Annotated in this window: 23 protein-coding genes; 14 read left to right on the forward strand and 9 right to left on the reverse strand. The window is 72.4% G+C overall.

All coding sequences use genetic code 11. From position 1 onward, the window contains the following. The first annotated feature begins 28 nt into the window (after nucleotides 1–28). From ACFYO9_RS30705 to ACFYO9_RS30715, 3 genes are all read left to right on the forward strand, one after another. The gene (locus ACFYO9_RS30705) at nucleotides 29–889 is read left to right on the forward strand and encodes a helix-turn-helix transcriptional regulator (RefSeq protein ID WP_355817840.1); all 861 of its coding nucleotides are present in this window, start codon (nucleotides 29–31) and stop codon (nucleotides 887–889) included. Between the two features lie 110 nt (nucleotides 890–999). Next, the gene (locus ACFYO9_RS30710) at nucleotides 1,000–1,215 is read left to right on the forward strand and encodes a DUF397 domain-containing protein (RefSeq protein ID WP_355818066.1); all 216 of its coding nucleotides are present in this window, start codon (nucleotides 1,000–1,002) and stop codon (nucleotides 1,213–1,215) included. 55 nt (nucleotides 1,216–1,270) lie between these two features. Then, nucleotides 1,271–2,074 carry an SAM-dependent methyltransferase gene (locus ACFYO9_RS30715; RefSeq protein WP_358777616.1) on the forward strand — a complete coding sequence of 268 codons (804 nt, stop codon included), beginning with the start codon at nucleotides 1,271–1,273 and terminating at the stop codon, nucleotides 2,072–2,074. Nucleotides 2,075–2,172: 98 nt separating this feature from the next. Here the strand turns inward: ACFYO9_RS30715 and ACFYO9_RS30720 are convergent, their stop codons facing one another. Next, nucleotides 2,173–3,075 carry a LysR family transcriptional regulator gene (locus tag ACFYO9_RS30720; protein ID WP_358777617.1) on the reverse strand — a complete coding sequence of 301 codons (903 nt, stop codon included), beginning with the start codon at nucleotides 3,073–3,075 and terminating at the stop codon, nucleotides 2,173–2,175. Between the two features lie 197 nt (nucleotides 3,076–3,272). On the opposite strand from ACFYO9_RS30720, the gene ACFYO9_RS30725 reads away from it, so the two are divergent. Continuing rightward, nucleotides 3,273–3,602, forward strand: a complete 330-nt coding sequence (locus tag ACFYO9_RS30725; RefSeq protein WP_355817848.1) for an EthD family reductase — start codon at nucleotides 3,273–3,275, stop codon at nucleotides 3,600–3,602. 88 nt (nucleotides 3,603–3,690) lie between these two features. Here ACFYO9_RS30725 and ACFYO9_RS30730 read toward each other — a convergent pair whose 3' ends face one another. Further along, nucleotides 3,691–5,181, reverse strand: coding sequence for a glutamate synthase subunit beta (locus tag ACFYO9_RS30730; RefSeq protein WP_358777618.1), 1,491 nt, complete (start codon nucleotides 5,179–5,181; stop codon nucleotides 3,691–3,693). Between the two features lie 162 nt (nucleotides 5,182–5,343). Then, nucleotides 5,344–5,811, reverse strand: coding sequence for an anthrone oxygenase family protein (locus tag ACFYO9_RS30735; RefSeq protein WP_358777619.1), 468 nt, complete (start codon nucleotides 5,809–5,811; stop codon nucleotides 5,344–5,346). Nucleotides 5,812–6,012: 201 nt separating this feature from the next. Here ACFYO9_RS30735 and ACFYO9_RS30740 point away from each other — a divergent pair, with 201 nt between their 5' ends. Together ACFYO9_RS30740 and ACFYO9_RS30745 are read left to right on the forward strand one after the other, a co-directional pair. Further along, the gene (locus tag ACFYO9_RS30740) at nucleotides 6,013–6,645 is read left to right on the forward strand and encodes a uridine kinase (RefSeq protein ID WP_358777620.1); all 633 of its coding nucleotides are present in this window, start codon (nucleotides 6,013–6,015) and stop codon (nucleotides 6,643–6,645) included. A gap of 212 nt (nucleotides 6,646–6,857) precedes the next feature. Further along, entirely contained in the window at nucleotides 6,858–7,277 is a 420-nt protein-coding gene (locus ACFYO9_RS30745; protein ID WP_355817857.1) for a CBS domain-containing protein, read from the forward strand. A gap of 41 nt (nucleotides 7,278–7,318) precedes the next feature. Here ACFYO9_RS30745 and ACFYO9_RS30750 read toward each other — a convergent pair whose 3' ends face one another. After that, nucleotides 7,319–8,500 (reverse strand): magnesium and cobalt transport protein CorA, encoded by a 1,182-nt coding sequence (locus ACFYO9_RS30750; protein WP_358777621.1) that lies wholly within the window; start codon nucleotides 8,498–8,500, stop codon nucleotides 7,319–7,321. 180 nt (nucleotides 8,501–8,680) lie between these two features. On the opposite strand from ACFYO9_RS30750, the gene ACFYO9_RS30755 reads away from it, so the two are divergent. After that, complete coding sequence (locus ACFYO9_RS30755; RefSeq protein WP_358777622.1) at nucleotides 8,681–9,529, forward strand: methyltransferase domain-containing protein; 849 nt, start codon at nucleotides 8,681–8,683, stop codon at nucleotides 9,527–9,529. A 274-nt stretch (nucleotides 9,530–9,803) separates the two neighbouring features. Here the strand turns inward: ACFYO9_RS30755 and ACFYO9_RS30760 are convergent, their stop codons facing one another. Then, a complete protein-coding gene (locus ACFYO9_RS30760) occupies nucleotides 9,804–10,769 on the reverse strand; it encodes a PfkB family carbohydrate kinase (RefSeq protein WP_358777623.1) in 966 nt (321 codons plus the stop codon). Beyond that, nucleotides 10,754–11,659 (reverse strand): pseudouridine-5'-phosphate glycosidase, encoded by a 906-nt coding sequence (locus ACFYO9_RS30765; protein ID WP_358777624.1) that lies wholly within the window; start codon nucleotides 11,657–11,659, stop codon nucleotides 10,754–10,756. Before ACFYO9_RS30765 ends, ACFYO9_RS30760 begins: the two co-directional genes overlap by 16 nt. 157 nt (nucleotides 11,660–11,816) lie before the next feature. Between ACFYO9_RS30765 and ACFYO9_RS30770 the strand changes: the two genes are divergently transcribed. Further along, on the forward strand, nucleotides 11,817–12,182 hold the full coding sequence (locus ACFYO9_RS30770; RefSeq protein WP_358710886.1) for a cupin domain-containing protein: 366 nt from the start codon (nucleotides 11,817–11,819) through the stop codon (nucleotides 12,180–12,182). Between the two features lie 48 nt (nucleotides 12,183–12,230). Here the strand turns inward: ACFYO9_RS30770 and ACFYO9_RS30775 are convergent, their stop codons facing one another. From ACFYO9_RS30775 to ACFYO9_RS30785, 3 genes are all read right to left on the reverse strand, one after another. Further along, nucleotides 12,231–13,493, reverse strand: coding sequence for an MFS transporter (locus ACFYO9_RS30775; protein ID WP_358777625.1), 1,263 nt, complete (start codon nucleotides 13,491–13,493; stop codon nucleotides 12,231–12,233). 150 nt (nucleotides 13,494–13,643) lie between these two features. Then, nucleotides 13,644–14,198 (reverse strand): methylated-DNA--[protein]-cysteine S-methyltransferase, encoded by a 555-nt coding sequence (locus ACFYO9_RS30780; RefSeq protein WP_355817876.1) that lies wholly within the window; start codon nucleotides 14,196–14,198, stop codon nucleotides 13,644–13,646. A 76-nt stretch (nucleotides 14,199–14,274) separates the two neighbouring features. Continuing rightward, nucleotides 14,275–15,168, reverse strand: coding sequence for a glycerophosphodiester phosphodiesterase family protein (locus ACFYO9_RS30785; RefSeq protein WP_358777626.1), 894 nt, complete (start codon nucleotides 15,166–15,168; stop codon nucleotides 14,275–14,277). 310 nt (nucleotides 15,169–15,478) lie between these two features. On the opposite strand from ACFYO9_RS30785, the gene ACFYO9_RS30790 reads away from it, so the two are divergent. The 6 genes from ACFYO9_RS30790 to ACFYO9_RS30815 all read left to right on the forward strand — a co-directional run bounded on the left by ACFYO9_RS30790 (nucleotide 15,479) and on the right by ACFYO9_RS30815 (nucleotide 23,975). After that, nucleotides 15,479–16,366: an MHYT domain-containing protein gene (locus tag ACFYO9_RS30790; RefSeq protein WP_355817881.1), complete on the forward strand. Its 888-nt coding sequence runs from the start codon at nucleotides 15,479–15,481 to the stop codon at nucleotides 16,364–16,366. A gap of 80 nt (nucleotides 16,367–16,446) precedes the next feature. Next, nucleotides 16,447–18,618, forward strand: a complete 2,172-nt coding sequence (uvrB, locus tag ACFYO9_RS30795) for an excinuclease ABC subunit UvrB (RefSeq protein ID WP_358777627.1) — start codon at nucleotides 16,447–16,449, stop codon at nucleotides 18,616–18,618. 188 nt (nucleotides 18,619–18,806) lie between these two features. Beyond that, entirely contained in the window at nucleotides 18,807–19,385 is a 579-nt protein-coding gene (locus tag ACFYO9_RS30800) for a TerD family protein (RefSeq protein WP_355817887.1), read from the forward strand. Between the two features lie 149 nt (nucleotides 19,386–19,534). After that, the gene (locus ACFYO9_RS30805) at nucleotides 19,535–21,547 is read left to right on the forward strand and encodes a TerD family protein (protein ID WP_358777628.1); all 2,013 of its coding nucleotides are present in this window, start codon (nucleotides 19,535–19,537) and stop codon (nucleotides 21,545–21,547) included. Between the two features lie 251 nt (nucleotides 21,548–21,798). Further along, complete coding sequence (locus ACFYO9_RS30810) at nucleotides 21,799–22,797, forward strand: TerC family protein (protein ID WP_355817893.1); 999 nt, start codon at nucleotides 21,799–21,801, stop codon at nucleotides 22,795–22,797. A gap of 77 nt (nucleotides 22,798–22,874) precedes the next feature. Continuing rightward, complete coding sequence (locus ACFYO9_RS30815; RefSeq protein WP_355817896.1) at nucleotides 22,875–23,975, forward strand: ionic transporter y4hA; 1,101 nt, start codon at nucleotides 22,875–22,877, stop codon at nucleotides 23,973–23,975. The last annotated feature ends 18 nt before the right edge of the window (nucleotides 23,976–23,993 follow it).

Genomic DNA, 23,993 nt, shown 5'->3' on the forward strand with positions numbered 1-23,993 from the left:
ACGCGCCAGTCAGGTGGAGGTAGCAGACGTGAGCGAACCGCGGTCCGCGCCGACCGTCGGCCAGGTCGTTCTCGGTCGTCGCCTGCAGGACCTGCGCGAGAGCGCGGGCCTGAAACGCGAGGAGGCCGCGAAGATCCTGCGCGTCGCCCCCGCCACCGTCCGCCGCATGGAGACGGCCGAGGTCGCGCTGAAGATCCCGTATCTCCAGCTGCTCCTGAAGTCCTACGGCGTCGCGGACGACGAGGCCGAGGCCTTCGTGACGCTCGCCGAGGAGGCGAACAGACCTGGCTGGTGGCAGCGGTTCCACGACATCCTGCCCGGCTGGTTCAGCATGTACGTCAGCCTGGAGGGCGCCGCCAGCCTGATCAGGTCGTACGAACCCCACTTCGTGCCCGGACTCCTGCAGACCGAGGAGTACGCGCGCGGCGTGATGCGCTCCGGCGCCATCGGCCAGACCCGGCCCGCGGACATCGAGCGGTACGTGGCGCTGCGCATGGAACGCCAGTCGCTGCTCACCCGCGAGGACGCGCCCCGGCTGTGGGTGGTGATGGACGAGACCGCGCTGCGCAGGCCCGTGGGCGACGGCGACGTGATGCGGGACCAGATCGACCGGCTCCTCGAAGCCGCCGAACTGCCCCATGTCACCCTGCAGGTCGCGCCGTTCGCGGCGGGCCCGCACCCCGGCACGTACGGACCGTTCGTGCTCTTCCGCTTCGCCATGGCGGAGCTGCCCGACATGGTCTACAGCGAGTACCTGACCGGCGCCGTCTACCTGGACGCGCGCCGAGAGGTGGCCACCCACCTGGAGGTCATGGACCGCATGGCGGCGCAGGCCGCCACCGCACAACGCACGAAGGAGATCCTCCGGGACCTCCGCAAGGAGCTGTGACAGACATGGACCGACATCGAGCCGGAACGCGCCCTGCCGGTCCGCGTTCTCCCGGGGCCCGCGACGACTCGCGCAGCGAGGCCCGCGCGGAATCCCGGATCTACAACGGCATGCCCGCCCGCGACCTCGGCACCGAGGGCTGGCACAAGCCGTGGAGCGGCGGCAACGGCGGCAACTGCCTGGAGGCCATGAAGCTGGCCGACGGCCGGGTCGCCGTGCGGCAGTCGGCCGACCCCGACGGCCCCGCGCTGATCTACACGCACGGCGAGATCACCGCGTTCATCCAGGGCGCGAAGTCGGGTGAGGCGGACTTCCTGCTGTCGTGACCCCCGCCGTCCGCCCACGTCCGGAGCCCGTCCGCCGCGCACGTCTGGAGCTCGTATGACCGACTCGTCCTCGTCGTACATCGACACCGGCAAGCCGCACCCCGCCCGGATGTACGACTGGTTCCTCGGCGGCAAGGACAACTACCCGGTGGACGAGGAGATGGGCCGCCGGCTCGTGGCCCTGGACGGGCGGGTCCTGACGACGGCGCGCGCCAACCGGGCGTTCATGCAGCGTGCCACGCGCTGGCTGGCCTCCCAGGGCGTACGGCAGTTCCTCGACATCGGCACCGGCATACCGACCGAGCCGAACCTCCACCAGATCGCCCAGGGGATCGCGCCGACGACGCGGGTCGTCTACTGCGACAACGATCCCATCGTCCTCGCGCACGCCGAGGCGCTGCTGCGCTCGACCCCGCAGGGCGTCACCGAGTACATCCAGGCGGACTTCCGCGAGCCGGAGAAGATCCTCGAAGAGGCTGCGCGGGTCCTGGACATGGAGCGGCCCGTCGCCCTCTCGCTCGTCGCGCTGCTGCACTTCATCGCGGACGAGGACGGCGCGTACGACCTGGTGGACCGGTTGATGCGGGCCCTGCCGCCCGGCAGCCACCTGATGCTGTCGCACGGCACGGCCGACTTCACCCCGCAGACGGCCCGGCAGGCCGCGGAGCTGTACGAGGCGCGGGGCATGACGCTGGCGCTGCGCTCGCACGCGGAGGTGGAACGGTTCTTCGCGGGGTACGAACTGGTGATGCCCGGCGTCGCCGTGCTCGACCGCTGGAAGCCGGAGCTGGGCGAGTGGACCCCGGAGTCGGACGAGGGGCCGACGCCGGGGTACGGGGGCGTGGCGCGCAAGCGGTGAGCCGGCCGGGCCGGGGTGACCTGCTGGCCGTCAGCTCGTCTGCCCGTCTGCCCGTCTGCCCGTCTGCCCGTCAGCCCGGCCCGTCAGTCAGACGGCCGTCAGTTCGTCAGCCAGTTCAGCTCGTGCGCCAGGGTTTTGGCGACGGCGCGGACGCGGTGGTGCAGCGGCGACTGTTCGCGCGGAAGGACCAGGTGGATCGTCAGGCCGGGTGCGCCGTGCAGCGGGCGCCAGGTGATGCCGGGCGGCGGCGCGGTGGCGGCGGCCTCGCCGGCCGGGGCGAGGGTGAGCCCGTCGCGCAGGTCGCGCTGCGACATGTCGAAGGAGACCGTGGGCGTGCGGAAGCGGAGATCTGGCCCGGCCTCGCGGAACAACGCGGCCAGCTGGTCGTGGATCACGGGGTTGGCCGCCCGGTCGGGGAGTCGCAACGGATACGCGGCCGCGGCGGCGACCTCGACCTCCGGCTGCGCGGCCAGCGGATGGTGCTCCGCCAGCTGGACGCCGATCCGCGCCCGCCGCAGCAGGTACCGCCGCACGCCACGGCCCGGCTGTTCACCGCGGGTGATCCCGGCATCGATGCGGCCGTCGGCGACCGCGGGGGAGATCTCGGGCGTCGCCATCGGCACCGCGCCGACCTCGAGTCCGGGGCTGCCGCGCAGCAACTCGTCCACCAGGGCCGGAACCGTCCCGGACCCGGCGCTGAGGCTGTAGCCGATGCGGAGCGTGCCCAGCTCACCGGCGCCCGCCCGCCGGGCGGTGTCCCATGCCCGGTCAAGGGCCGCCAGCGCGGGCGGCGCGGACTCCGCCAGAGCCGCGCCGGCCGAGGTCAATACGACGCTCCGCGTGTCTCGCACCAGGAGCGCGTTGCCGAGTTCCTTTTCCAGTCGGCGAATCCGGGCACTGAGTGCGGGCTGCGCGATACCGATGCGGGCGGCCGCGCGGGTGAAGTTCAACTCCTGCGCCAACACCAGGAAGTACCGCAGGCTGACCGTATCCGGTGCCATGTGCCCTCCCTGCCGATCCGCCGATCCGCCGATCCGCCGATTGATAACGATCCGTTCTCAGGCTATCCCGAATTGGTCTTTCCCCCGGCCCCAAGTCGGGCCCTAGCCTGCGCATATGACGATTCGACCGATCGCGATCCCGGACATCGCACGCGCACTCACCCGCCCCGCCGCCCCTGTTCTGGAAGGAGGGCGTCATGCATAAGGTGCTGGTCCTGTATCGCAAGCCCGATGACCCCGACCACTTCCGCGATTACTACGTGACCCATCACCTGCCCCTGGTCAGGAAATGGCCCGGCCTGCTTGCGTGGCGCTACAGCTTCGATGTGGCGGCTGCTGAGGGAGAGCCGCCGTATTTCGCGGTATTCGAGGGCGACTTCGCCGACGCCGCCGCCATGACCGCGGCGCGGACCTCGCCGCAAGGCCGACGGCTGGCGGCCGATGTCGCCAACTACGCCACCGGCGGTGTGGACGTCATCGACTATCCGGTGCGGGACGGCACGGACGGTACGGACGGCACCGGCTGAGGCGGGCGGGGCGTCGGGTCTTCTCACCGCCGTCGGCCGCCGGGGGCGCGCGGCTCGCACCGTCATCGGTCGCCGGGCGGCGCGCGGATCACACCGTCATCGGCCGGTCGTACGGCGTGATCGGACTCGGCAGCTCCGTGCTGCCCGTCAGCCAGCGGTCCACCGCCGCCGCGACCGCGCGGCCCTCCGCGATGGCCCAGACGACGAGCGAGGCGCCGCGTGCCGCGTCGCCCGCCGCGAAGACGCCGGGGACGTTGGTCGCGAAGTGCGCGTCGCGGGCGAGCACCCCGCGCCCGTCCAGCTCCGCGCCCAGCTGTTCGAGCAGCCCGCCCGCCGTGCGGTCGGGCCCGGAGAAGCCGAGCGCGAGCAGGACCAGGTCGACCGGAAGCACCCGTTCCGTGCCCGGCACCGGGCGCCGGTCCGCGTCGACCTCCGTCAGGTGCAGGGCCCGCACCCGCCCCGCCGCGTCACCGCTGAACCGGAGCGTGGACGCGGCGAACAACCGCGCGTCGGCGTCCGCGACGGGCGCCGTCCGCAGCCGGCCGGCCTCCTCGTGTGCCGCGGAGAGCCGGTAGATCTTCGGGTACGTCGGCCAGGGCTCCGCACGCTCGTCGCGCGCCTCGCCGGGGCGTGCGTAGATGTCCAACTGCGTGACGGACGCGGCCCCTTCCCGTACCGCCGTGCCCAGACAGTCGGCCCCGGTGTCACCCCCGCCCACGATGGCGACGTGCCGGCCCGCGGCGCTCAGCGGCGAGGCACCCAGGTCCCCCTGGCACACGCGGTTGGCGAGCGGCAGATACGCCATGGCCTGCTCTATGCCGTCCAGTTCGCGACCCGGCGCGTCCAACTCCCGCCACGCCGTCGCGCCCACGGCGAGCACCACCGCGTCGTGCCGGCTCCGCAGCTCGGCGGCGGCCACGTCCCGGCCCACCTCCGTCGACGTCCGAAAGCGCACTCCCTCCGCGGTCAACTGCCCGATTCTGCGCTCCAGATGGTGCTTCTCCATCTTGAAAGCGGGGATCCCGTACCGCAGCAGCCCGCCGGGCAGGTCGTCCCGCTCGTACACGGCGACGGTGTGTCCGGCCCGCGTCAACTGCTGCGCGGCGGCGAGCCCCGCGGGCCCCGACCCCACGACGGCGACGGTCCTGCCGGAGTGGCGTTCCGGGGCCCGGGGCGGGGCGAGACCGTCGGCCCAGATGCGGTCGGCGATCGCCACTTCGACGTTCTTGATGGTCACCGCGGGCTGGTTGATCGCGAGGACGCAGCCCGCCTCGCACGGCGCGGGGCAGAGCCGACCGGTGAACTCGGGGAAGTTGTTCGTGGCGTGCAGCCGGTCCGCCGCCGCGTGCCAGTCGGCGCGCGAGACCAGGTCGTTCCACTCCGGGATCAGATTGCCGAGCGGGCACGCCTGGTGACAGAAGGGGACGCCGCAGTCCATGCAGCGGTCCGCCTGCCGCTCGACGATCGGCAGCAGCGCGCCGGGGACGTACACCTCGTCCCAGTCCCGGACCCGCTCCTCGACGGGGCGGCGCGGCCGTTCCTCGCGGGGGGTGGTGAGGAAGCCCTTGGGGTCGGCCATGCGCCGTCTCCCTTGCGGCCGTGCGCGGGCGGTGCCGTCGTACCGTCCGCGCGGGCTTTCTGCCACCGTACGACGGGTCACGGCACTCGGCACGTGCTGCGCGGTGCGGGCGGCGAGGGTGCGTACCGGGCGCCGGGGCGCAGAGGGATCAGACGCAGGCCCTCAGGTCAGGCCGAGGATGAAGCACGCCGTCGCGGCGAGCGCGGCGGCCCCGCGGACGTGGTTCCACGCGGTCCACTCACGGACGTACGAACGCCAGTACGCCGCGCCCTCCGCGCTCTGTGCGTCCACCTTCGCGAGGGCGTCGTTGCGCGGGATGTTCGCCACCACGGTCACCCCGAACGCGCCGAGGAGATACAACGCGCTGCCGAGCAGCAGCTCGACCGTGCCCTCGTCGGGCCAGAGCACGAACGTCACCACGGCGAGCACCGCACAGAGACCCGTCGCCCCCAGGAAGACGGCCATGAACGCCGCGACGTTGATCCGGTTCATCGCGGCGATGCCCTGAGCCGGCGGCAGCGCGGCCAGCCCCTTCATCACGAACGTCGAGAAAGCGACGAACACCCCGGCGGCGAGACCGCAGGCGAGCGCCCCGAGCACGGTGAGCACGAAGTACGGACCGTCGATCATGGCAACTCCCGTGAGGCTGGGGCGGATTGGGCCGTCGTGGGGCGGAGACGGTTACGGCGCGGCGGGCCGGGGAGCGATCATGCGGCGCGGCCCCGGGTCACCACAAGTCAATTCCCGCCGTCCCGCCACGGCCATACGCGACGCTCGCGCCCCCATACGCCGCCGTCTCCGGCCGCGCCCGCCACCCGGCATCATGGGCCCGTGCGACTCGAACCGATCACGTGGGAACGACTGTCCGACGCCCTCGCCGACCGCCTGCTCGACCTGAAGCCGGCCGACGGCGGCGCCTGGCCGAGGGTGGCGTTCGACGGCGCGCCGGCCGCCGGCACCGGCGACCTGGCGCGCGCTGTGGCGGACGCGCTGCGGCTGCGCGGGCGCGACTCGCTCGTGGTCTCCACGGAGGGGTTCCTGCGGCCCGCGTCGCTGCGGTTTGAGTACGGGCACCAGGACGTGGAGGCGTACTACAGCGGGTGGTTCGACACGGGCGCGCTGTGGCGCGAGGTCATCGGCCCGCTCGACCCCGGCGGCACCGGGCGGATCCTGCCCGACCTGTGGGACCCGGTGGCCGACCGCGCGACCCGCAGTCCGTACGCGCGGCTGCCGTCCGGCGGGGCGCTGCTGCTGCACGGTCCGCTGCTGCTCGGCCACTGGTTCCCGTTCGATCTGACCGTCCACGTGCGGCTTTCGCCGGGAGCCCTGCGACGGCGCACCCCGGAGGCCGAGCGGTGGACCCTGCCGGCCTTCGAACGGTACGAGGACGAGGTGGATCCGTCGGCCGTGGCCGATGTGGTGGTACGGGCGGACGACCCGCGTCACCCGGCGTGGAGCGGCTGATCCGGGCGGCCACCGGCATCCGGGCGGCCACCGGCACCGGATACGTCCCGAGGGCGGATACGTGCCGAGTGCGCATACGTGCCGAGCACACCGGGCGCGTACCGATCACTGCGGATGCGTGCCGCCCCGGGCGCCGCGAGAATGAAGGGCGCCGGGACCATCAGCGGCGCCTCCGTGCCGCTCCGGACACCGCCCGGCCACGGGAGGCAGTGATGACCACCGCCGGAGACATCATGCACCGGGGTGCCCAGTGGATCCCGAAGCACGAGACCTTGGACCGCGCCGCCCAGCTGATGCGCGAACTCGACGTGGGCGCGCTGCCCATCAGCGACGAGAACGAACGGCTCTGCGGCATCCTCACCGACCGCGACATCGTCGTCGGCTGTGTGGCCATGGGGCACGACCCGGCCCGGATCACCGCGGGCGAGATGGCCCGGGGCACGCCGCGCTGGATCGCCGCGGACGCCGACGTCGACGAGGTCCTGCGCGAGATGCAGGGCCACCAGATCCGCCGGCTCCCGGTGATCGAGAACAAGCGGCTCGTCGGCATGATCAGCGAGGCCGACCTGGCCACGCACCTCACCGACGACCAGCTCGCGAGCTGGGTCGAGAGCGTGTACGCGAAGGGCTGAGGCCTGGCCGCGACCGGTGGCTGGGGGCCCTCCCCGGGGGCTCACAACCAGCCGTTGCGCCGGAACCCGCGGTAGAGCGCGAAACAGGCCGCCCCGATCAGGGTCATGACGATCTCGTAGCCGTACTGCCAGTGCAGTTCGGGCATGTGGTCGAAGTTCATGCCGTACATGCCGCAGACCATCGTCGGCACCGCGACGACCGCCGCCCAGGCGGTGATCTTCCGCATGTCCTCGTTCTGCGCGACGGTGACCTGCGCGAGATGCGCCTGGAGGATCGAGTTCAGCAACTCGTCGAAGGCGGCGATCTGTTCGGTGGCCCGCTTCAGGTGGTCGTCGACGTCCCGGAAGTACGCCTGTATCTGCGGGGCGATGGGCCGCATCGGCTGGGTGGCGAGGGCGTGGAGCGGGCGGCCGAGCGGCACCACCGCCCGCTTCAGTTCGAGCAGTTCGCGCTTGAGCTGGTAGATGCGGCCCGGGTCGGCCCGCGCGCCGTCCGGGGCGAACACGTCCGTCTCGACCTGGTCGATGTCCGACTGCACGGCGTCGGTCGCCGCGAGGTAGTCGTCGACGACCTGGTCCGCGATGGCGTGCAGCACCGCGGCGGGACCCTGGGCGAGCTGCTCCGGGGTGGCCTCCAGCTCCTCGCGCAGCGGCCCGAGCGAGCCGTGCCGGCCGTGCCGGACGGTGATGACGAACTCCCGGCCGACGAAGACCATGATTTCGCCCGTGTCCACCACCTCGCTGGTCGCGGTCAGTTCGGTGTGTTCCACGTAGCAGACGGTCTTGAAGACGGCGAACAGCGACTGGTCGTACCGCTCCACCTTCGGGCGCTGATGGGCGTGGACCGCGTCCTCCACGGCGAGCGGATGCAGACCGAAGAGGCCGGCGATGTCGGCGAACTCCTCCTCCGTGGGCTCGTGCAGCCCCAGCCAGACGAAGCCGTCGCGGCTCCTGCGGACCCCCTCCACCGCCTCGACCAGATCACGGGCCGGCTCCTGCCGCACCCCCGCCCGGTACGTCACGCAGTTGACCACCGACGAGCCCAGCGGGGAGCGGGCCGGGTGGCTCAGGTCGACCCGGCTGCCGCGCCGGGCCAGCCGCGCGACCTTCTTGAGGCCGTCGACCCCGCGTAGGCCGCCGACCCCGCGTAGGCCGCCGACCGCGCGCAGGCCGCCGACCGCGCGCAGGCTCCCGACCTTGCGCAGATTGCCTGCCATCGACATGTGGGCTCCTCGCGGTGAACGACTGCGTGCGGTACGGCGTTGCGTGGGTGACGACGTGGCGTGCCAGTCTGCCAGGACGTTCCGGCCCGCCGCCAAGGCCTGGGGGAACGGAGGATTCCGTTCCGGATTGCCCGGTTCTGCCTCCCGGGAGCGAGCCGGGCTAACGGGGATGATCGCGACATGACGCAAATCGACGGTCATCTCCTCGACCCCCGGCAGTACGCCGGTCCCCGCCAGCTCTCCGACCACCGGCAGCTCTCCGACTCCCGGCAGTCCACGGCACGGTCGCGCTCCGACGCCTTCGCCGTCCTCTTCGACCCCACGACGTTCGGGCACATCGAGCGTCTCGGCATCGGCCCCGGCTGGCGGTGCTGGGAGGTCGGGGCGGGCGGCACGTCCGTCATCACCTGGCTCGCCCGGCGGGTCGGGCCCACGGGCCGGGTCCTGGCGACCGACGTCGACACGTCCTGGCAGACCCGGGCGGCGCGCTCGCCGCTGGAGGTACGGATCCACGACGTCGCCGCCGACGAGCCGCCCGGCGGCGGCTTCGACCTGGTGCACGCGCGGCTCGTCCTGGCCGACGTGTCCGACCGCGAGCGCGCCCTGACGTCGATGCTCAGGGCGCTGCGGCCCGGCGGCAGACTGCTGATCGAGGAGCCCGACCTGGCGCTCCAGACACTGGCCTGCCCCGACGAGCAGGGCCCCGCCGAGGAGTTGGCGAACCGGCTGCGGCACCAGACGCGCACCCTGCTCGCGCGGCGCGGCGCGGACATCGCGTACGGGCGCGGCGTGCCCAGGCTGCTGCGCGAGGCGGGCCTGCGCCGGGTGGAGTCCGACGTGTACTTCCCGCTCTCCTCGCCGGCGTGCGTGGCGCTGGAGGCGGCGACGCTCCAAGAACTCCGCCCGGACCTGACCGCGGCGGGGCTCGCCACACCGGAGGAGATCGACCAACACGTGACGAACCTCGCGACCGGCACGGTGGACCTGTCGGCGCCACCGCTGATCTCGACGTGGGGGAGGAAGGGGTAGCGGGGTAGCGAGTGCGGGCCGGGGCCGCACGGGCGGTCAGGTCGGGCGGGGCGGCGGGGTGGCCGGGGCGGCTGGGGCCACTGGGTCGGGCAGGGCCATCGGGTCTACCGGGTTGGCCGGGGCGGCCGGGTTGGCTGGGTCCACCGGGCCGGCAGGGTCCACCGGGTCGGGCGGCTCCACTGGGTTGGCTGGGGTCGCCGGGCCGGGAGGGTCCGCCGGATCGGCAGGGGCCACCGGGTCAGGCGGGGCGGGTGGGCGTGGGGTGGTCGGGGTTTCAGGGGGCCGGTGGCCTGCCGCCGATGCGGGTCACCGCGTGTGCGCCCGCCCCGCACCCCGCCACCGCCGCCTCGCGGAGCCCCGCGCCGGTCAGGCGTGCCGCGAGGAACGCCCCGGTGAACGCGTCGCCCGCCCCCGTCGAGTCGCGCACCCGCGCGGGCTCCGCGGGGGCCCGGCCGAGCACCTCGCCGCCCCGCGCCACCAGCGCACCCTCCGCGCCCAGCTTGACCACGACCGAGGGGAAGCGGTGACTCAGCTTCGACGCCGCGTCGGCCGGGTCGGACAGGCCGGACAGCAGCTCCGCCTCACCCCGGCTCGGCAGCAGCGTCGCCGCTCCGTCCACCGCGGAGAGGAACCGCTCCGCACCCGTCTCCGCGAGGAACCCCGTCGACGCGGGGTCCACGCTGACCGGCACCCCACGCGCGCGGGCCGACGCCAGCGCCGCGCGGGCCGCCGCCCGGCTCGGCTCCGCGAAGAACAGGTAGCCGGACAGGTGCAGCAGGGCCACGCCGTCGAGCAGCTCGGGCGACCAGTCGGCGGGGGAGAGGCGCAGCGCCGCACCGCTGTCCGTGAGGAACGTCCGCTCCGCTCCGGCGCCGCCGTCCACCAGGCAGATCACCGTCCCCGTCGGCGCCTCGGCGTCCACGACGAGGCGGGGACGTACCCCCGCGCGCGTGAGCGCGGCCTCGTGCCACGCCGCGTCGTCGGCGCCGACCCGGCCGAGGAGCCGCACCTCCGCGGCGCCCGGCCAGGCCGCCCCGCCCCCGTGCGCCGCCCAGCACGCCACGTTGGCGCCCGCGCCGCCCGGCACCGTACGGATGGCGGCGGCCGTGTCGGTACCGGGCGCGAGCGCCGTACGGTGCCGGGCCACGATGTCCGTGACGACGTCCCCGACGACGAGCAGCGCCCCGTCCCGCGCCGCGGTCACCGCCCGTTGCCGCGCCGCCGTCACCGCCCCGCCCACGCGGCCGCGATCCGCCCCGCGAGGCGCGCGTTGCCGCGGACCGCGGCGAGGTTGGCCTCCAGGGACGCGCCCCCGGTGCGCCGCACCAACTGCTCCAGCAGGAACGGCGTGATCGCCTGCCCCGTGATGCCCCGCTCCTCGCACTCCCGCAACGCCTCGTCGAGCACGCGCGCGTGCAGGACGGGATCAAGCTGCTGCTCCTGGGGGACCGGGTTGGCCACGATCAGCGCCGCGTCCGGGCCGCCGAGCGCGTCCTGTGCCCGCATCACCTCCGCCGCCTCCGCGGGCGTCCGCAGCGTCCACTCCACCGGGTGGCCGGAGTCGGCGAGATAGAAGCCCGGAAAGCGGTCGGTCCCGAAGCCGGCCACCGCGACGCCCAGCGTCTCGAGCCGCTCCAGCGTCGCCGCCACGTCCAGGATCGACTTCACGCCCGCGCACACGACCGTGATCCTGGTACGGGCGAGCAGCCCCAGGTCCGCCGACTCGTCCTGCGTCTGCGTCCACTGCCGGTGCACACCGCCGAGCCCGCCCGTGGCGAACACCCGGACACCCGCACGGGCCGCGAGCAGCGCCGTCGCCGAGACCGTCGTCGCCCCACTCGCGCCCGTCGCGACGGCGAGCGGCAGATCGCGGTGGCCCAGCTTGCGGATGCCGTCCTCGTTCGCGACCCGGTCCAACTGGTCCTTGTCGAGGCCGACATGGGGGACGCCGTCGAGGACCGCGACGGTGGCGGGGACGGCGTCCTCCTCCCGTACGACCGCTTCGAGCTCCTGAGCCACCCGGAGATTGCGCGGGCGGGGAAGGCCGTGCGCGATGATCGTCGACTCCAGGGCCACCACGGGTCGCAGCTCCGCGACCGCCGTCCTCACCTCGTCGGACACCACCAGCATGGGCCTGCCTCCAGTCGGTCGGTCGAGCTGTCGGTCGGGCTGACGAACGGGCCGTCACTCAGTCGTGCTCGGTCTCCCTCTCATCCCTGGCGAGCCGCATGCCCCGCCAAACCCCCGCGGCCGGTCCGCTGCGGAGCCCCGGCTAGGGTGACCGGCCATGACCACGAATGATCAGACCGCGCCGTCTTTTGCCGTGCACATTCCGGACGTTGACCTTGAGGTCGAACCGCTCGATCCGGAGCAGATCGTCTCCGGTGACCCGGTGGTGACCGGCAAGGTGCTCTGGGAGTCCGCCGACGGCAAGCAGCTGCGCGGCATCTGGCAGATCACCCCGGGCGTGGTCACCGACACCGAGGCCAACGAGCTGTTCGTGGTGGTCAGCGGGCGCGCCACCGTCGCCGTCGAGGGCGGCGACACCCTGGAGGTCGGCCCGGGCGACGCCGCGGTGCTGCGCGAGGGCGACCGCACCACCTGGACCGTCCACGAGACGCTGCGCAAGGCGTACCACATCACGCTCCCCTGACCGGGCGACCGGCCCGCCGTACGGCACCACCCGCCGGCAGCCGTGCCGTCAGGTCGTCTTGAGGGCCCTGCGGACCGCGAGCGCGGCCATCGGCAGCAGGACGCAGACGCCGACGAGGTTGAGCCAGCCGTAGCTCGCCCGCGCCACGATCAGGCCCGCGGCGGCGCCGCCGATGCCCGCCGCCGCGTTCATGGTCAGGTCCGACAGGCCCTGCACGGCGGCCCGCGCGGGCGCCGGCACCGAGTCGGTGAGCAGCGCCGAGCCCGACACCAGACCGGCGGACCAGCCGAGACCAAGGACGAAGAGCCCGGCGGCCGTCTGCCCGTGGCTGGCCCCCGCCGTGCCGGCCAGCAGCGCCGCGCAGCCGAGCAGCCCCACCGCGAGGCCGATCACGGAGAGCCGGCCGAACCGGTCGGCGAGCCACCCCATCACCGGCGAGAACGCGTACATGCCCGCGATGTGACCGCTGATGACCAGGCCGACCAGTTGCAGACTCGCGCCGTGGTGCCCCAGGTCGACCGGGGTCATCACCATGATCGAGACCATCACCGTGTGCGAAGCGGCCACCGTCACCAGGGCGAGCCGGGCCATCGGCGACGCCGCGACCGCGGCGATCCCGGCCTTCAGCGAGCGGCTCTGCGCGGTCCCGCTGTCCTGCGGGGCCAGCGCGCGGGCGGTCAGCAGCGGGTCGGGCCGCAACAGCACCGCCACCACCAGCGCGGCGAGCGCGAAGATCCCCGCGGCGAAGAGGAAGGGGCCCGCCTCCTCGGGGATGGAGGTGCCGGTGAAGACCCGGCTCGCGGGCGCGGCGATGTTCGGGCCGAGGACGGAGCCGATCGTGGTGGCCCAGATGACGTGCGAGATCGCCCGGCCGCGCCGGTCGGGCTCGACGAGGTCGGCCGCAGCGAACCGCGCCTGCAGCGTGGCCAGCGACCCCGCCCCGAAGGCCGCCATGCCGAGCAGCAGCAGGGCGAAGCTCCCCACCACCGAGGCAAGCACCACGAGCCCCGCGCCCACCGCGCCGATCACGTACGCGAGGACGAGCCCGGCGCGCCGCCCGCGCGCGTTCATCAGCGCGGCGAGCGGCAGCGAGAGCAGGGCCGTGCCCGCCACGGACGCGGTCGGCGCGAGGCCCGACAGCGCCTCCGTGCCGCTCACGTCGGTCGCCAGCATCGGCGCCAGGGCGATGCCGATCGGCACACCGAGTCCGCCCAGTATCTGGCCGGCGATCAACACCGCGTTCGTGCGGCGACGCAGCGCGGGCAGCGCCTCCGGCGTGGGTATGTCAGGGGCGTCGACGGTCGAAGTCACTGACGCAGTGTGCCAGTGCGCCCCCGCGCGCGGAACACGGTCGCCGCGAGCGGTCCCCGAGACCGCAGGCAGGACAGCCCGGAGCAGCCGTGTGACTCAGAGCAGCGGCGCGACTCGGTACAACGGCGTGACTCAGTACAGCGGCGCGCCTCAGAACAGTGGCTGCGGCAGGACCCCCTCCAGGGCCAGCAGCTGCCGCTTCGTCTCCAGGCCGCCGCCGAAGCCGCCGATGCCGCCGTCGCGCTCCACCACACGGTGACAGGCCACCACCACGGGCAGGGGGTTGGCGCCCATCGCGACGCCGACAGCCTGGGCCGCGCCGGGCTGGCCGACGCGGCGGGCCAGGTCGCCGTAGCCCACCACGGTGCCGTACGGCACGCCGGAGGCGAGCTCGCGCAGCACCTGGCGGTTGAAGCCGGATATCAGGGACCAGTCGAGCGGCAGCTCGAAGTCGCGCCGCCGGCCCGCGAAGTACTCCGTGAGCTGGCGCACCGGCTCGGCGAGCAGCGGCGAGTCCGGCGCGTGGACCGGCTCGGTGCCCAGGCGGGAACCGAGCCGCTCCAGAGCCTTGTCGCGCACCGCGTCGGTGGCGTGGAAGACCACGGTGACCAGCCCCTCGCCGGTCGCGGCGAGCAGCAGGGGACCGATGTCGCTGTCGACGACGGCCCACACGGCCGCCCGCGGGTCCTGCGCAGTGGCGTTCATGCCGACCACCGTACGACCGGCCACTGACAACGCGGTCCGGCACTGCCGACGAGGCGTCGCCCGACCACGCGGCCCGTCAGCCGTCGCGGAGCGCCTTGCGGACCACGTCCGGGGTGTTGGTGATGATGCCGTCCACGCCGAAGCCCGCCGCGCGCACCGTGCTCGCGGCGTCGTTGACGGTCCAGGTGAAGATCTCCAGCGGCTTGTGGTGCGGGCCCTTCACGGCGTGCAGTGCCGAGACGTAGCCGGCCGAGACGGTCGTGTGCGACGCGTTGATCTGGTCGGCGAACTTGGCATACCGCGGCAGTTCGGCGACGGCGGGCGTGCCGAGGAAGCCGGTCTTCACATCGGGCCGCAGCGCGTGCACCTTCCGCACGCTGTCCGCGCTGAAGCTCTGGACGACCAGCTTGTTCTTGACGTGGTCGCGGTCGAGCCAGCCCTCCTTGCGCAGCACCCGCAGGCCCTGCTGCTCGATGCCGGGGTACAGCTCGGGCTTCTTGAACTCGAACACCAGGCTCTGGTGGTTGTGCGACACCCGCCGCATGTACTGCTTCAGGGTCGGCACCCGCTGCCCCGCGTACTTCGGGCTGAACCAGCTGCCCGCGTCGAGCCGGGCGATCTCCGCCGCGGTGAAGTCCTTGACGTTCCACGGCGCCCGGTCGGGGAAGACCTCCTCGACGTTCGTCGTCCGCTTCAGGGTGTCGTCGTGCACGATCACCAGCTCGCCGTCCTTGGTCCGCTGGACGTCGTTCTCCACCCAGCGGAACCCCATGGCGCGGGCCTTGTCTATCGCCGCGAGGGTGTTCTCGGGCGCGTAGGCGGAGGCGCCGCGGTGGGCGACGACGACAGGGCGGTGGTGCTTGGGGGCGCTCGGTGCCGAGGGGGCCTGCGTGGCGGCGGAGGCGGTGGGCAGGGTGAGCACACCGGCTCCGAGCAGGGCGGCGGCGGTGACGGCAGCGCGTGCGTACACGGGTACTCCTCGCGTCGTGAGATCGCGGACCGGTCGAGAGTGACAGTCGGCGGCCAACGCGAGACAGGTGCAGGATGGCCACAGGTTGAACGGAGTCGTCAAAGTCGAGGACCCCGCGCGTGGGGAACGCGATTCTTTGCCGGAAAATCGTTCGTGCGTTCCGGCGTGAGCTTTACTCTCAGCCTCAGCCGACGGCCTTTCAGATGGCCGCAGGCAGGGGGCGCATGGAACGCTTTCATGGCATTTGGGCACAACAGGCACAACGGGCACAACAGGCATTTGGGCACGACAGGCGGAAGGGCTACCGCGCATGCAGGGCACGGTCGACGGGTTCAGCTACGGAGTCGTCACACCGGTGGTGGCCTACGTCATGGCCTGCCTGGGAGGAGCGCTCGGCCTGCGCTGCACGACCAGATCGCTGCTCGTCGCCCACTCCTGGCGGCCCGGCTGGCTGGCGCTCGGCTCGGGCGCCATCGGATCCGGCATCTGGACCATGCACTTCGTGGCGATGATGGGCTTCACCGTCGAGGAGGCCCCGATCCACTACGACAAGCCCCTCACCTTCGCGAGCCTCGCCGTCGCCATCCTCATGGTCGGCATCGGCATCTTCATCGTCGGCTACCGCGGCGCCACAGGCACCGCCCTCTTCACCGGTGGCACCATCACGGGCCTCGGAGTCGCCTCGATGCACTACCTGGGAATGGCCGGTATGCGTCTGCGCGGGACGCTGGAGTACAACACCCTGACCGTCGCCGCGTCCGTGGTGATCGCCATGGCCGCCGCGACCGCCGCGCTCTGGGCGGCCGGACAGGTCAGGGGCTTCGCCTGGAGCCTGGGCGCGAGCCTCGTCATGGGCCTGGCCGTGAGCGGCATGCACTACATGGGGATGGCGGGGCTCAGCGTCCACCTGCACGGCTCGGACGCCGCGCCGCCCGGTGACTCGCCCGCCGAGATCCTCGCGCCCATGATGATCGGGCCGCTCGCCTTCCTGCTCCTGGCGGGCGTGATCGTGATGTTCGACCCGCTGATGGTCATGGGCGGCCAGGCGGACGTCAGGAACCCCGCGAGCGGCGCCCGCACCCGCCAGTCCTACCCCGTCCCGCGCTCGGGCGACCGCCACGTGCCGCCGGCCCGCCGCAGCAGGGTCAGGACCCGCCCCCGCACCCGGCCCGGCTCCCGCACCCCGCAGAACTGGTGAGCGCCGCGGGACCCGCCGCGCGAGGCCGCTGAGCGGCCGATCCACCCCGGTTGTCAGTGGGGGGTCGTACGGTTGATTCCATGCGGCCCGTATCCAAGATCGAACGCACGGTGGCACCCTTCGAGGTCGTCAGCCCGTACCAGCCCAGCGGTGACCAGCCGGCGGCCATCGCCGAGCTGGACCGACGCATCCGCGCAGGCGAGAAGGACGTCGTCCTCCTCGGCGCGACCGGCACCGGCAAGTCGGCCACCACCGCGTGGATGATCGAGAAGCTCCAGCGCCCCACCCTGGTGATGGCGCCGAACAAAACGCTGGCCGCCCAGCTGGCGAACGAGTTCCGCGAGCTGCTGCCGAACAACGCGGTGGAGTACTTCGTCTCGTACTACGACTACTACCAGCCCGAGGCGTACGTCCCGCAGTCGGACACCTACATCGAGAAGGACTCCTCGATCAACGAGGAGGTCGAGCGCCTGCGCCACTCGGCGACCAACTCGCTGCTGACCCGCCGCGACGTGATCGTGGTCGCCTCGGTCTCCTGCATCTACGGCCTCGGCACCCCCCAGGAGTACGTGGACCGGATGGTCCCGCTCAAGGTCGGCGAGGAGATCGACCGCGACCAGCTGCTGCGCCGCTTCGTCGACATCCAGTACACGCGCAACGACCTGGCGTTCAGCCGAGGCACCTTCCGGGTCCGCGGCGACACCATCGAGATCTTCCCGGTCTACGAGGAGCTGGCCGTCCGCATCGAGATGTTCGGTGACGAGATCGAGGCGCTCTCCACCCTCCACCCGCTCACCGGCGAGGTCATCAGCGACGACGACCACCTGTACATCTTCCCGGCCTCGCACTACGTGGCGGGCCCGGAGCGCATGGAGAAGGCGATCAACGGCATCGAGAAGGAGCTCGCCGAGCGCCTTCCCGAGCTGGAGAAGCAGGGCAAGATGCTGGAGGCCCAGCGGCTGCGCATGCGCACCACGTACGACCTGGAGATGCTCCGCCAGATCGGCTCCTGCTCCGGCGTCGAGAACTACTCGATGCACTTCGACGACCGCGAGCCCGGCACCGCCCCGCACACCCTCATCGACTACTTCCCGGAGGACTTCCTCCTGGTCCTCGACGAGTCGCACGTGACGGTTCCCCAGATCGGCGCGATGTACGAGGGCGACGCCTCCCGCAAGCGCACCCTCGTCGACCACGGCTTCCGGCTGCCCTCCGCCCTGGACAACCGCCCGCTGAAGTGGGAGGAGTTCCTCGGCCGCATCGGACAGACGGTCTACCTCTCGGCGACCCCGGGGAAGTACGAGCTGTCGCGCGGCGACGGCTTCGTCGAGCAGATCATCCGCCCCACCGGCCTCGTCGACCCCGAGGTCGTCGTGAAGCCCACCGAGGGCCAGATCGACGACCTGGTGCACGAGATCCGTACGCGCACCGAGAAGGACGAGCGCGTCCTGGTCACCACGCTCACCAAGAAGATGGCCGAGGACCTCACCGACTACTTCCTCGAACTGGGCATCCAGGTCCGCTACCTCCACAGCGACGTCGACACCCTGCGCCGCGTCGAGCTCCTGCGCGAGCTGCGCGCCGGTGAGTACGACGTACTGGTCGGCATCAACCTCCTGCGCGAGGGCCTCGACCTGCCCGAGGTCTCCCTGGTGGCGATCCTCGACGCCGACAAGGAGGGCTTCCTCCGCTCGGGCACCTCCCTGATCCAGACCATCGGCCGCGCGGCGCGCAACGTCTCCGGCCAGGTCCACATGTACGCGGACAAGGTCACCCCGGCGATGGAGAAGGCCATCGACGAGACCAACCGTCGCCGCGAGAAGCAGATCGCCTACAACAAGGAGAGGGGCATCGACCCGCAGCCCCTCCGCAAGAAGATCAACGACATCGTGTCGGCGATCGCGCGCGAGGAGGTCGACACCGAGCAGCTCCTCGGCACCGACTTCCGCAAGCCGAAGGCGGGCAAGGGCGCCAAGGCCCCCGTGCCCTCGCTCGGCGGCGACGCGGGCAAGGCGGCCGGCACCGCGGCCGCGCCCGCCAAGGGCAAGACCAAGGCGAAGGGCAAGAAGGGCGCGGAGACGGTCCCGACCGACCGTCCCGCGGCCGAGCTGGCCGAGCAGATCGAGGAGATGACCGAGCGGATGCGCGCGGCCGCCGCCGACCTGCAGTTCGAGATCGCCGCCCGGCTGCGCGACGAGGTGTCCGAGATGAAGAAGGAGCTCCGTCAGATGAGGGAGGCGGGCCAGGCCTAGCGGCACCCCCTGTTACCCCCGGGAGGGGTGGGACGGGGCCCGGGGGACAGGTGAAACGGCCGACCGGACGGTCTGTTGCAAGACCGCCACAAAGTGCCGCCCGGAGTGCTGCGCCGCAGGTGGCAGTGCATAGGGTGCTGGGCAACCGCAAGAGGCGGTTGCCCAGGCAGTTCGAGAGGGGACAGCGCGTGACGGTCAACATGACCAAGGGTCAGGCCATCAGCCTGCAGAAGGACGACGGGGGCGCCCTGACCGCGGTGCGCATGGGACTGGGGTGGCAGGCCGCCCCGCGCCGGGGACTGTTCGGCACGCGGACGCGCGAGATCGACCTGGACGCGTCGGCGGTGCTGTTCGCCGACAAGCAGCCGGTCGACGTCGTGTTCTTCCGCCACCTGGTCAGCGACGACGGCTCGGTGCGGCACACCGGCGACAACCTCGTGGGCGGCGTCGGCCAGGGCGGGGACGACGAGGCGATCCTCGTCGACCTCCAGCGCGTTCCCGTCCACATCGACCAGATCGTCTTCACGGTGAACTCCTTCACCGGCCAGACCTTCCAGGAGGTGCAGAACGCGTTCTGCCGCCTCGTCGACGAGACCAACGGCCAGGAGCTGGCCCGCTACACGCTGGACGGCGGCGGGCAGTACACCGCGCAGATCATGGCGAAGGTCCACCGCGCGGGCGCCGGCTGGCAGATGACGGCCATCGGCAACCCGGCCAACGGCCGCACCTTCCAGGACCTGATGCCGTCGATCCTGCCGCACCTGTGAGTGCGCACCCTGTGATCACGCACCTGTGAGCGCGCGCCCGCACCGCGCCTGCCGGCGACGGCCGAGTGAGGTGCCGGGCGCGAGCGAAGTACGAGGCACGAGCGAAGTACGGGGGCTCGACGGGAGCCCTCCGAGGGGGAACGAACGCGATGACGGCTGAGCTGGTGCGGGGGCAGAACCACCCGCTTCCCGAAACCCGCCTGGAGATCCGCGTGTCCGCGGGCAAGCCGATCGTCGCGGGCGCCACGCTCGGCGACGACCGGGGCCGGGTACGCGGCGTGGAGTGGGTCGCCCACCCCGGCTCGCCCACCCTGCCGGGCCTGGAGGTCTCCCGGCAGGCGGCGGCCGACCACCGCCTCGCCGTGGATCTCGACGCCCTGCCGGACACCGTCCACCGGGTCAGCGTCCTGCTCGCCCTGCCGGTCGGCGTCGGGGGCCCGGTGAGTTTCCGTGCCCTCGCCGCCCCCTTCGTCGCGGTCACCGCCCTCGACGGCACCGAGGTCGCCGGTTACACCCTCACCGATCTGGACACCGAGTCCGCCGTCGTCGCCTTGGAGCTCTACCGCCGCCAGGGCGCCTGGAAGGTCCGTGCCGTCGGCCAGGGATACGCGGGCGGCCTCGCCGAGATGCTCACCGACCAGGGCCTGCCCGAGGCCCGTGAGCTGGCGGCCTCGATCGACGACGCCGTGGCGCGGGGCATGGCCCGCTCGGTGGCCCCGCCGCCGCAGCGTGCCGCCGACGACACCCACGTACGCACCGGGTCCCAGCCCCAGGCGCAGGCCCAGACCCCAGCCCAGGCCCAGACCACATCCCGGCCGGACCGCCCCGCAGCCCGCCCTCAGCACCCAGGGCACCCGGGGCACCCGGGACCCGCCGGCCGGCCCGCCGGGGACGCCGGCGACACACCACCCCCGCCCCAGCCCGCCGACCAACCGAGCGCCGCCACCCCCGTCGACTACACCCACCCGAGCCGCCGCACCGCCGCGCCGCCCACGCCCCCGCCCACCGCGCCCCCGGCCCCGCCCGGGCAGCCCGAACGGCCCGTCGCCGGTGACGCCACCGGCTGGTCCATGGAGGAGCGGCTCTACAACCAGGTGTGGGGCATGTTCGAGGACCTGGCCCGCACCACCGCCGCGTACCGCAGCGCCGTCGACTTCGCGGACTCCCGCAGGGAACAGGAGCTCGACAAGGTCCTGTCCGACCCGCGCAGCCGCATCGGCGGTGCCGGTGACGCCGCGCGTCAGACCGCCCGCGCCAAACACGCCGACCTGGTCGGCCAGGCCAAGGCCGCCCTCGACCGTGACCTCGACCAGCTGGTCGCCGAGGCCGAGGTCGTCGAGCCCGCGCTGCCCCCGGCGTTCGCGGCGTGGAGCAGCCCCGCGTGGCACGCCTACCGCACGCCGATGGAGATCCCCATGGCGCTGCGCCTCGGCGACCTCCACCTCCCGGAACGCGTCGGCCTGCGCATCCCGATGCTGGTCCGGCTGCCGCTCGAACGCGGCCTGTGGATCGACAGCGGCAGGGAGCTCACCAACCACGCCACCGACGCCACCACGCTGCGCCGCCTCGCCATGGACAGCGCGGTCCTGCACGCGGCACGGCTGCTCGCGGCCTACCCGGCGAACGAGTTCCAGGTGCACGTCATCGACGCGGCGGGCAGCGCCACCTCCGCGCTCGCGCCGCTCGTGACGGCCGGTGTGCTCGCCGCGCCCCCGGCCGCCGGGGCGGCGGGCGTCGCCGACGTGCTCGGCAGGCTGACGCAGCGCGTCGACCTGGTCCAGATGGCGGTCCGCGGCGGCGCGGCCGACGCGCTGCCCCCGGATCTGGACACCGCGGAGCAGCTCCTGATCGTCAACGACTTCCCGCACGGTTTCGACGACCGCGCGGTGACCCAGCTGCGCTACCTCGCGGACGAGGGCCCGGCCGTCGGTGTCCACCTGATGATGGTCGCCGACCGCGAGGACGCCGCGGAGTACGGGCCGCTGCTCGACCCCCTGTGGCGCGCGCTGCTGCGGCTGACGCCGGTGCCCGACGATCACCTCGCCGACCCCTGGGTCGGTCACGCGTGGACGTACGACCCGCCGGTCGTCCCGCCGGGCAGCGAGGTCCTGCACCGGATCCTCGACCGGGTCGCCACGGCCCGACGCACCGGCGGACGTTGACGCCAAAGCGACTTTTGTACGCCCCTGAGCAGGGCCTTTGGCTCTTGTTTGCCAAGCCCTTTACCAATCCTTGGTGTTTCGCGTACGCTTCTACCAGCGGAGGGGAGTACTCCCGACTGCGACGTACCCGTCAATACGGACCGCCATCGGTCCCGGGGCGTCGGCCCGACTCACGGCGGTGACCGTCTCGGGTGGAAGAGACCTCCGGCAGCGACGACGCTGATCAGTAGCCGTACGACGCCGGAGGCGCAGTGGACGTTTCAATGACCCTGTGGGTGACGACCGTTCTCGGTCTGTGTGCCCTGATCGCGGTCGACTTCTTCATCGGGCGCAAGCCCCATGACGTGTCGATCAAGGAAGCCGGAATATGGACGGTCGTCTGGATCGTCCTCGCGGCGCTCTTCGGCGTCGGCCTGCTGGTCGCCGGTGAGAGCCAGGCGTCCGGCGAGTTCTTCGCGGGCTTCATCACCGAGAAGTCGCTCTCCGTCGACAACCTCTTCGTCTTCATCCTGATCATGGCGAAGTTCTCGGTGCCCTCCCACCTCCAGCAGCGGGTGCTGCTGTTCGGTGTGCTGATCGCCCTGGTCCTGCGCGCGATCTTCATCGCCGCCGGCGCCGCGGTCATCGCCAACTTCTCGTGGGTCTTCTACATCTTCGGCGCGTTCTTGATCTACACCGCCTGGAAGCTCATCCAGGAGGCGCGCTCCGACGAGGAGGAAGAGGAGTTCGAGGAGAACCGCCTCCTGAAGTCCATCGAGAAGAAGTTCGGCGTCTCCGACCGGTACGAGGGCACGAAGCTCTTCATCCGGAAGAACGGCAAGAAGATCATGACGCCCCTCATGGTCGTCATGCTCGCCATCGGCACCACCGACGTCCTCTTCGCCATGGACTCCATCCCGGCGATCTTCGGCCTCACCCAGGACCCGTACATCGTCTTCACCGCCAACGCCTTCGCCCTGATGGGCCTGCGCCAGCTGTACTTCCTCATCGGCGGACTGCTCAGGAAGCTGGTCCACCTCAGCTACGGCCTGTCGGTGATCCTCGGCTTCATCGGCGTGAAGCTGGTGCTGCACGCCCTGCACGAGAACGGCGTGCACGTCCCCGAGATCTCCATCCCGGTCTCGCTCGGCGTCATCTGCGGTGTCCTGGTGATCACCACGATCACCAGCCTCATCGCCTCCAAGAAGCAGGAGCAGCGGGCGGCCGCCGAGGCCGCGGACGACAGCCGCAAGGACAGCATCGAGGCCTGACGCCCGGTGTCCCCCGCCCGCCGCAGGGCGGGGGACACCGAGTAGCGGCACCCAGGCGCCCGGGGCAGCATCGAGTCATGGTCACTCGGCTCCGGGCGCTCGGCATGCAGTGGACGGCCGTGGTGCCGGTCCTCGCGATCGTTCTCCTCGCGCTCACCTGGGGGCGGGACCTGCCGGGCGCGGTCGTCGCCGTCGTGACGCTGATCCTCGCCGGGGCGGTGCTCGCCGCCGTCCACCACGCCGAGGTGATCGCGCACCGCGTCGGCGAACCCTTCGGCTCGCTCGTCCTCGCGGTCGCGGTGACGATCATCGAGGTGGCGCTCATCGTCACCCTCATGGCCGATGGCGGCGACAAGAGCTCCACCCTGGCGCGGGACACCGTCTTCGCCGCCGTGATGATCACCTGCAACGGCATCGTCGGGCTCTGTCTCCTGGCGGGCGCGCTGCGCCACCGCGTCGCCGTCTTCAACTCCGAGGGCACCGGCGCCGCCCTCGCGACCGTCGCCACCCTGGCCACGCTCTGCCTGGTCCTGCCGACGTTCACCACATCCAAGCCCGGCCCGGAGTTCTCCACGGCCCAGCTCACCTTCGCCGCGGTCGCCGCCCTCATCCTGTACGGCCTGTTCGTGACCACCCAGACCGTGCGCCACCGCGACTACTTCCTGCCCGTCACCCGGCAGGGAGACGTCATCGACGCCGACGGCCACGCCGAAGGCCCCTCCGCGCGGCAGGCGCTGGTCAGCCTCGGACTGCTCGCCCTCGCCCTGGTCGGGGTGGTCGGCCTCGCCAAGGGCGTCTCCCCGACGATCGAGTCGGGGGTGGAGAGCGCCGGCATGCCGCACGCCGTCGTCGGCGTGATCATTGCGCTCCTCGTGCTGCTCCCCGAGACCATCGCCGCGGTGCGCGCGACCCGCCGCGACCGCGTGCAGACCAGCCTGAACCTCGCCCTCGGCTCGGCGATGGCCAGCATCGGACTGACCATCCCGGCCGTCGCGGTCGCCTCCGTGTGGCTCTCAGGACCGCTGGTGCTCGGCCTCGGCGCGACCCACATGGTGCTGCTGGTCCTCACGGTGATCGTCAGCACCCTCACGGTCGTACCGGGCCGCGCCACACCACTGCAGGGCGGCGTCCACCTGGTGCTGTTCGCCGCCTACCTGGAACTGGCGGTCAATCCGTAGCGGCGCCCACGACAGCGG

Source organism: Streptomyces sp. NPDC005863, from assembly GCF_042871345.1.
Taxonomy (GTDB): domain Bacteria; phylum Actinomycetota; class Actinomycetes; order Streptomycetales; family Streptomycetaceae; genus Streptomyces.

Excerpts from the sequence above, each read along its gene's own strand:
- ACFYO9_RS30710 (WP_355818066.1), top strand. The coding sequence starts at position 1,000 with ATGCCCGCCCGCGACCTCGGCACCGAGGGCTGGCACAAGCCGTGGAGC.
- ACFYO9_RS30715 (WP_358777616.1), top strand. The coding sequence starts at position 1,271 with ATGACCGACTCGTCCTCGTCGTACATCGACACCGGCAAGCCGCACCCC.
- ACFYO9_RS30720 (WP_358777617.1), bottom strand. The coding sequence starts at position 3,075 with ATGGCACCGGATACGGTCAGCCTGCGGTACTTCCTGGTGTTGGCGCAG.
- ACFYO9_RS30725 (WP_355817848.1), top strand. The coding sequence starts at position 3,273 with ATGCATAAGGTGCTGGTCCTGTATCGCAAGCCCGATGACCCCGACCAC.
- ACFYO9_RS30730 (WP_358777618.1), bottom strand. The coding sequence starts at position 5,181 with ATGGCCGACCCCAAGGGCTTCCTCACCACCCCCCGCGAGGAACGGCCG.
- ACFYO9_RS30735 (WP_358777619.1), bottom strand. The coding sequence starts at position 5,811 with ATGATCGACGGTCCGTACTTCGTGCTCACCGTGCTCGGGGCGCTCGCC.
- ACFYO9_RS30745 (WP_355817857.1), top strand. The coding sequence starts at position 6,858 with ATGACCACCGCCGGAGACATCATGCACCGGGGTGCCCAGTGGATCCCG.
- ACFYO9_RS30750 (WP_358777621.1), bottom strand. The coding sequence starts at position 8,500 with ATGTCGATGGCAGGCAATCTGCGCAAGGTCGGGAGCCTGCGCGCGGTC.
- ACFYO9_RS30755 (WP_358777622.1), top strand. The coding sequence starts at position 8,681 with ATGACGCAAATCGACGGTCATCTCCTCGACCCCCGGCAGTACGCCGGT.
- ACFYO9_RS30765 (WP_358777624.1), bottom strand. The coding sequence starts at position 11,659 with ATGCTGGTGGTGTCCGACGAGGTGAGGACGGCGGTCGCGGAGCTGCGA.
- ACFYO9_RS30770 (WP_358710886.1), top strand. The coding sequence starts at position 11,817 with ATGACCACGAATGATCAGACCGCGCCGTCTTTTGCCGTGCACATTCCG.
- ACFYO9_RS30780 (WP_355817876.1), bottom strand. The coding sequence starts at position 14,198 with ATGAACGCCACTGCGCAGGACCCGCGGGCGGCCGTGTGGGCCGTCGTC.
- ACFYO9_RS30790 (WP_355817881.1), top strand. The coding sequence starts at position 15,479 with ATGCAGGGCACGGTCGACGGGTTCAGCTACGGAGTCGTCACACCGGTG.
- uvrB (WP_358777627.1), top strand. The coding sequence starts at position 16,447 with ATGCGGCCCGTATCCAAGATCGAACGCACGGTGGCACCCTTCGAGGTC.
- ACFYO9_RS30805 (WP_358777628.1), top strand. The coding sequence starts at position 19,535 with ATGACGGCTGAGCTGGTGCGGGGGCAGAACCACCCGCTTCCCGAAACC.
- ACFYO9_RS30815 (WP_355817896.1), top strand. The coding sequence starts at position 22,875 with ATGGTCACTCGGCTCCGGGCGCTCGGCATGCAGTGGACGGCCGTGGTG.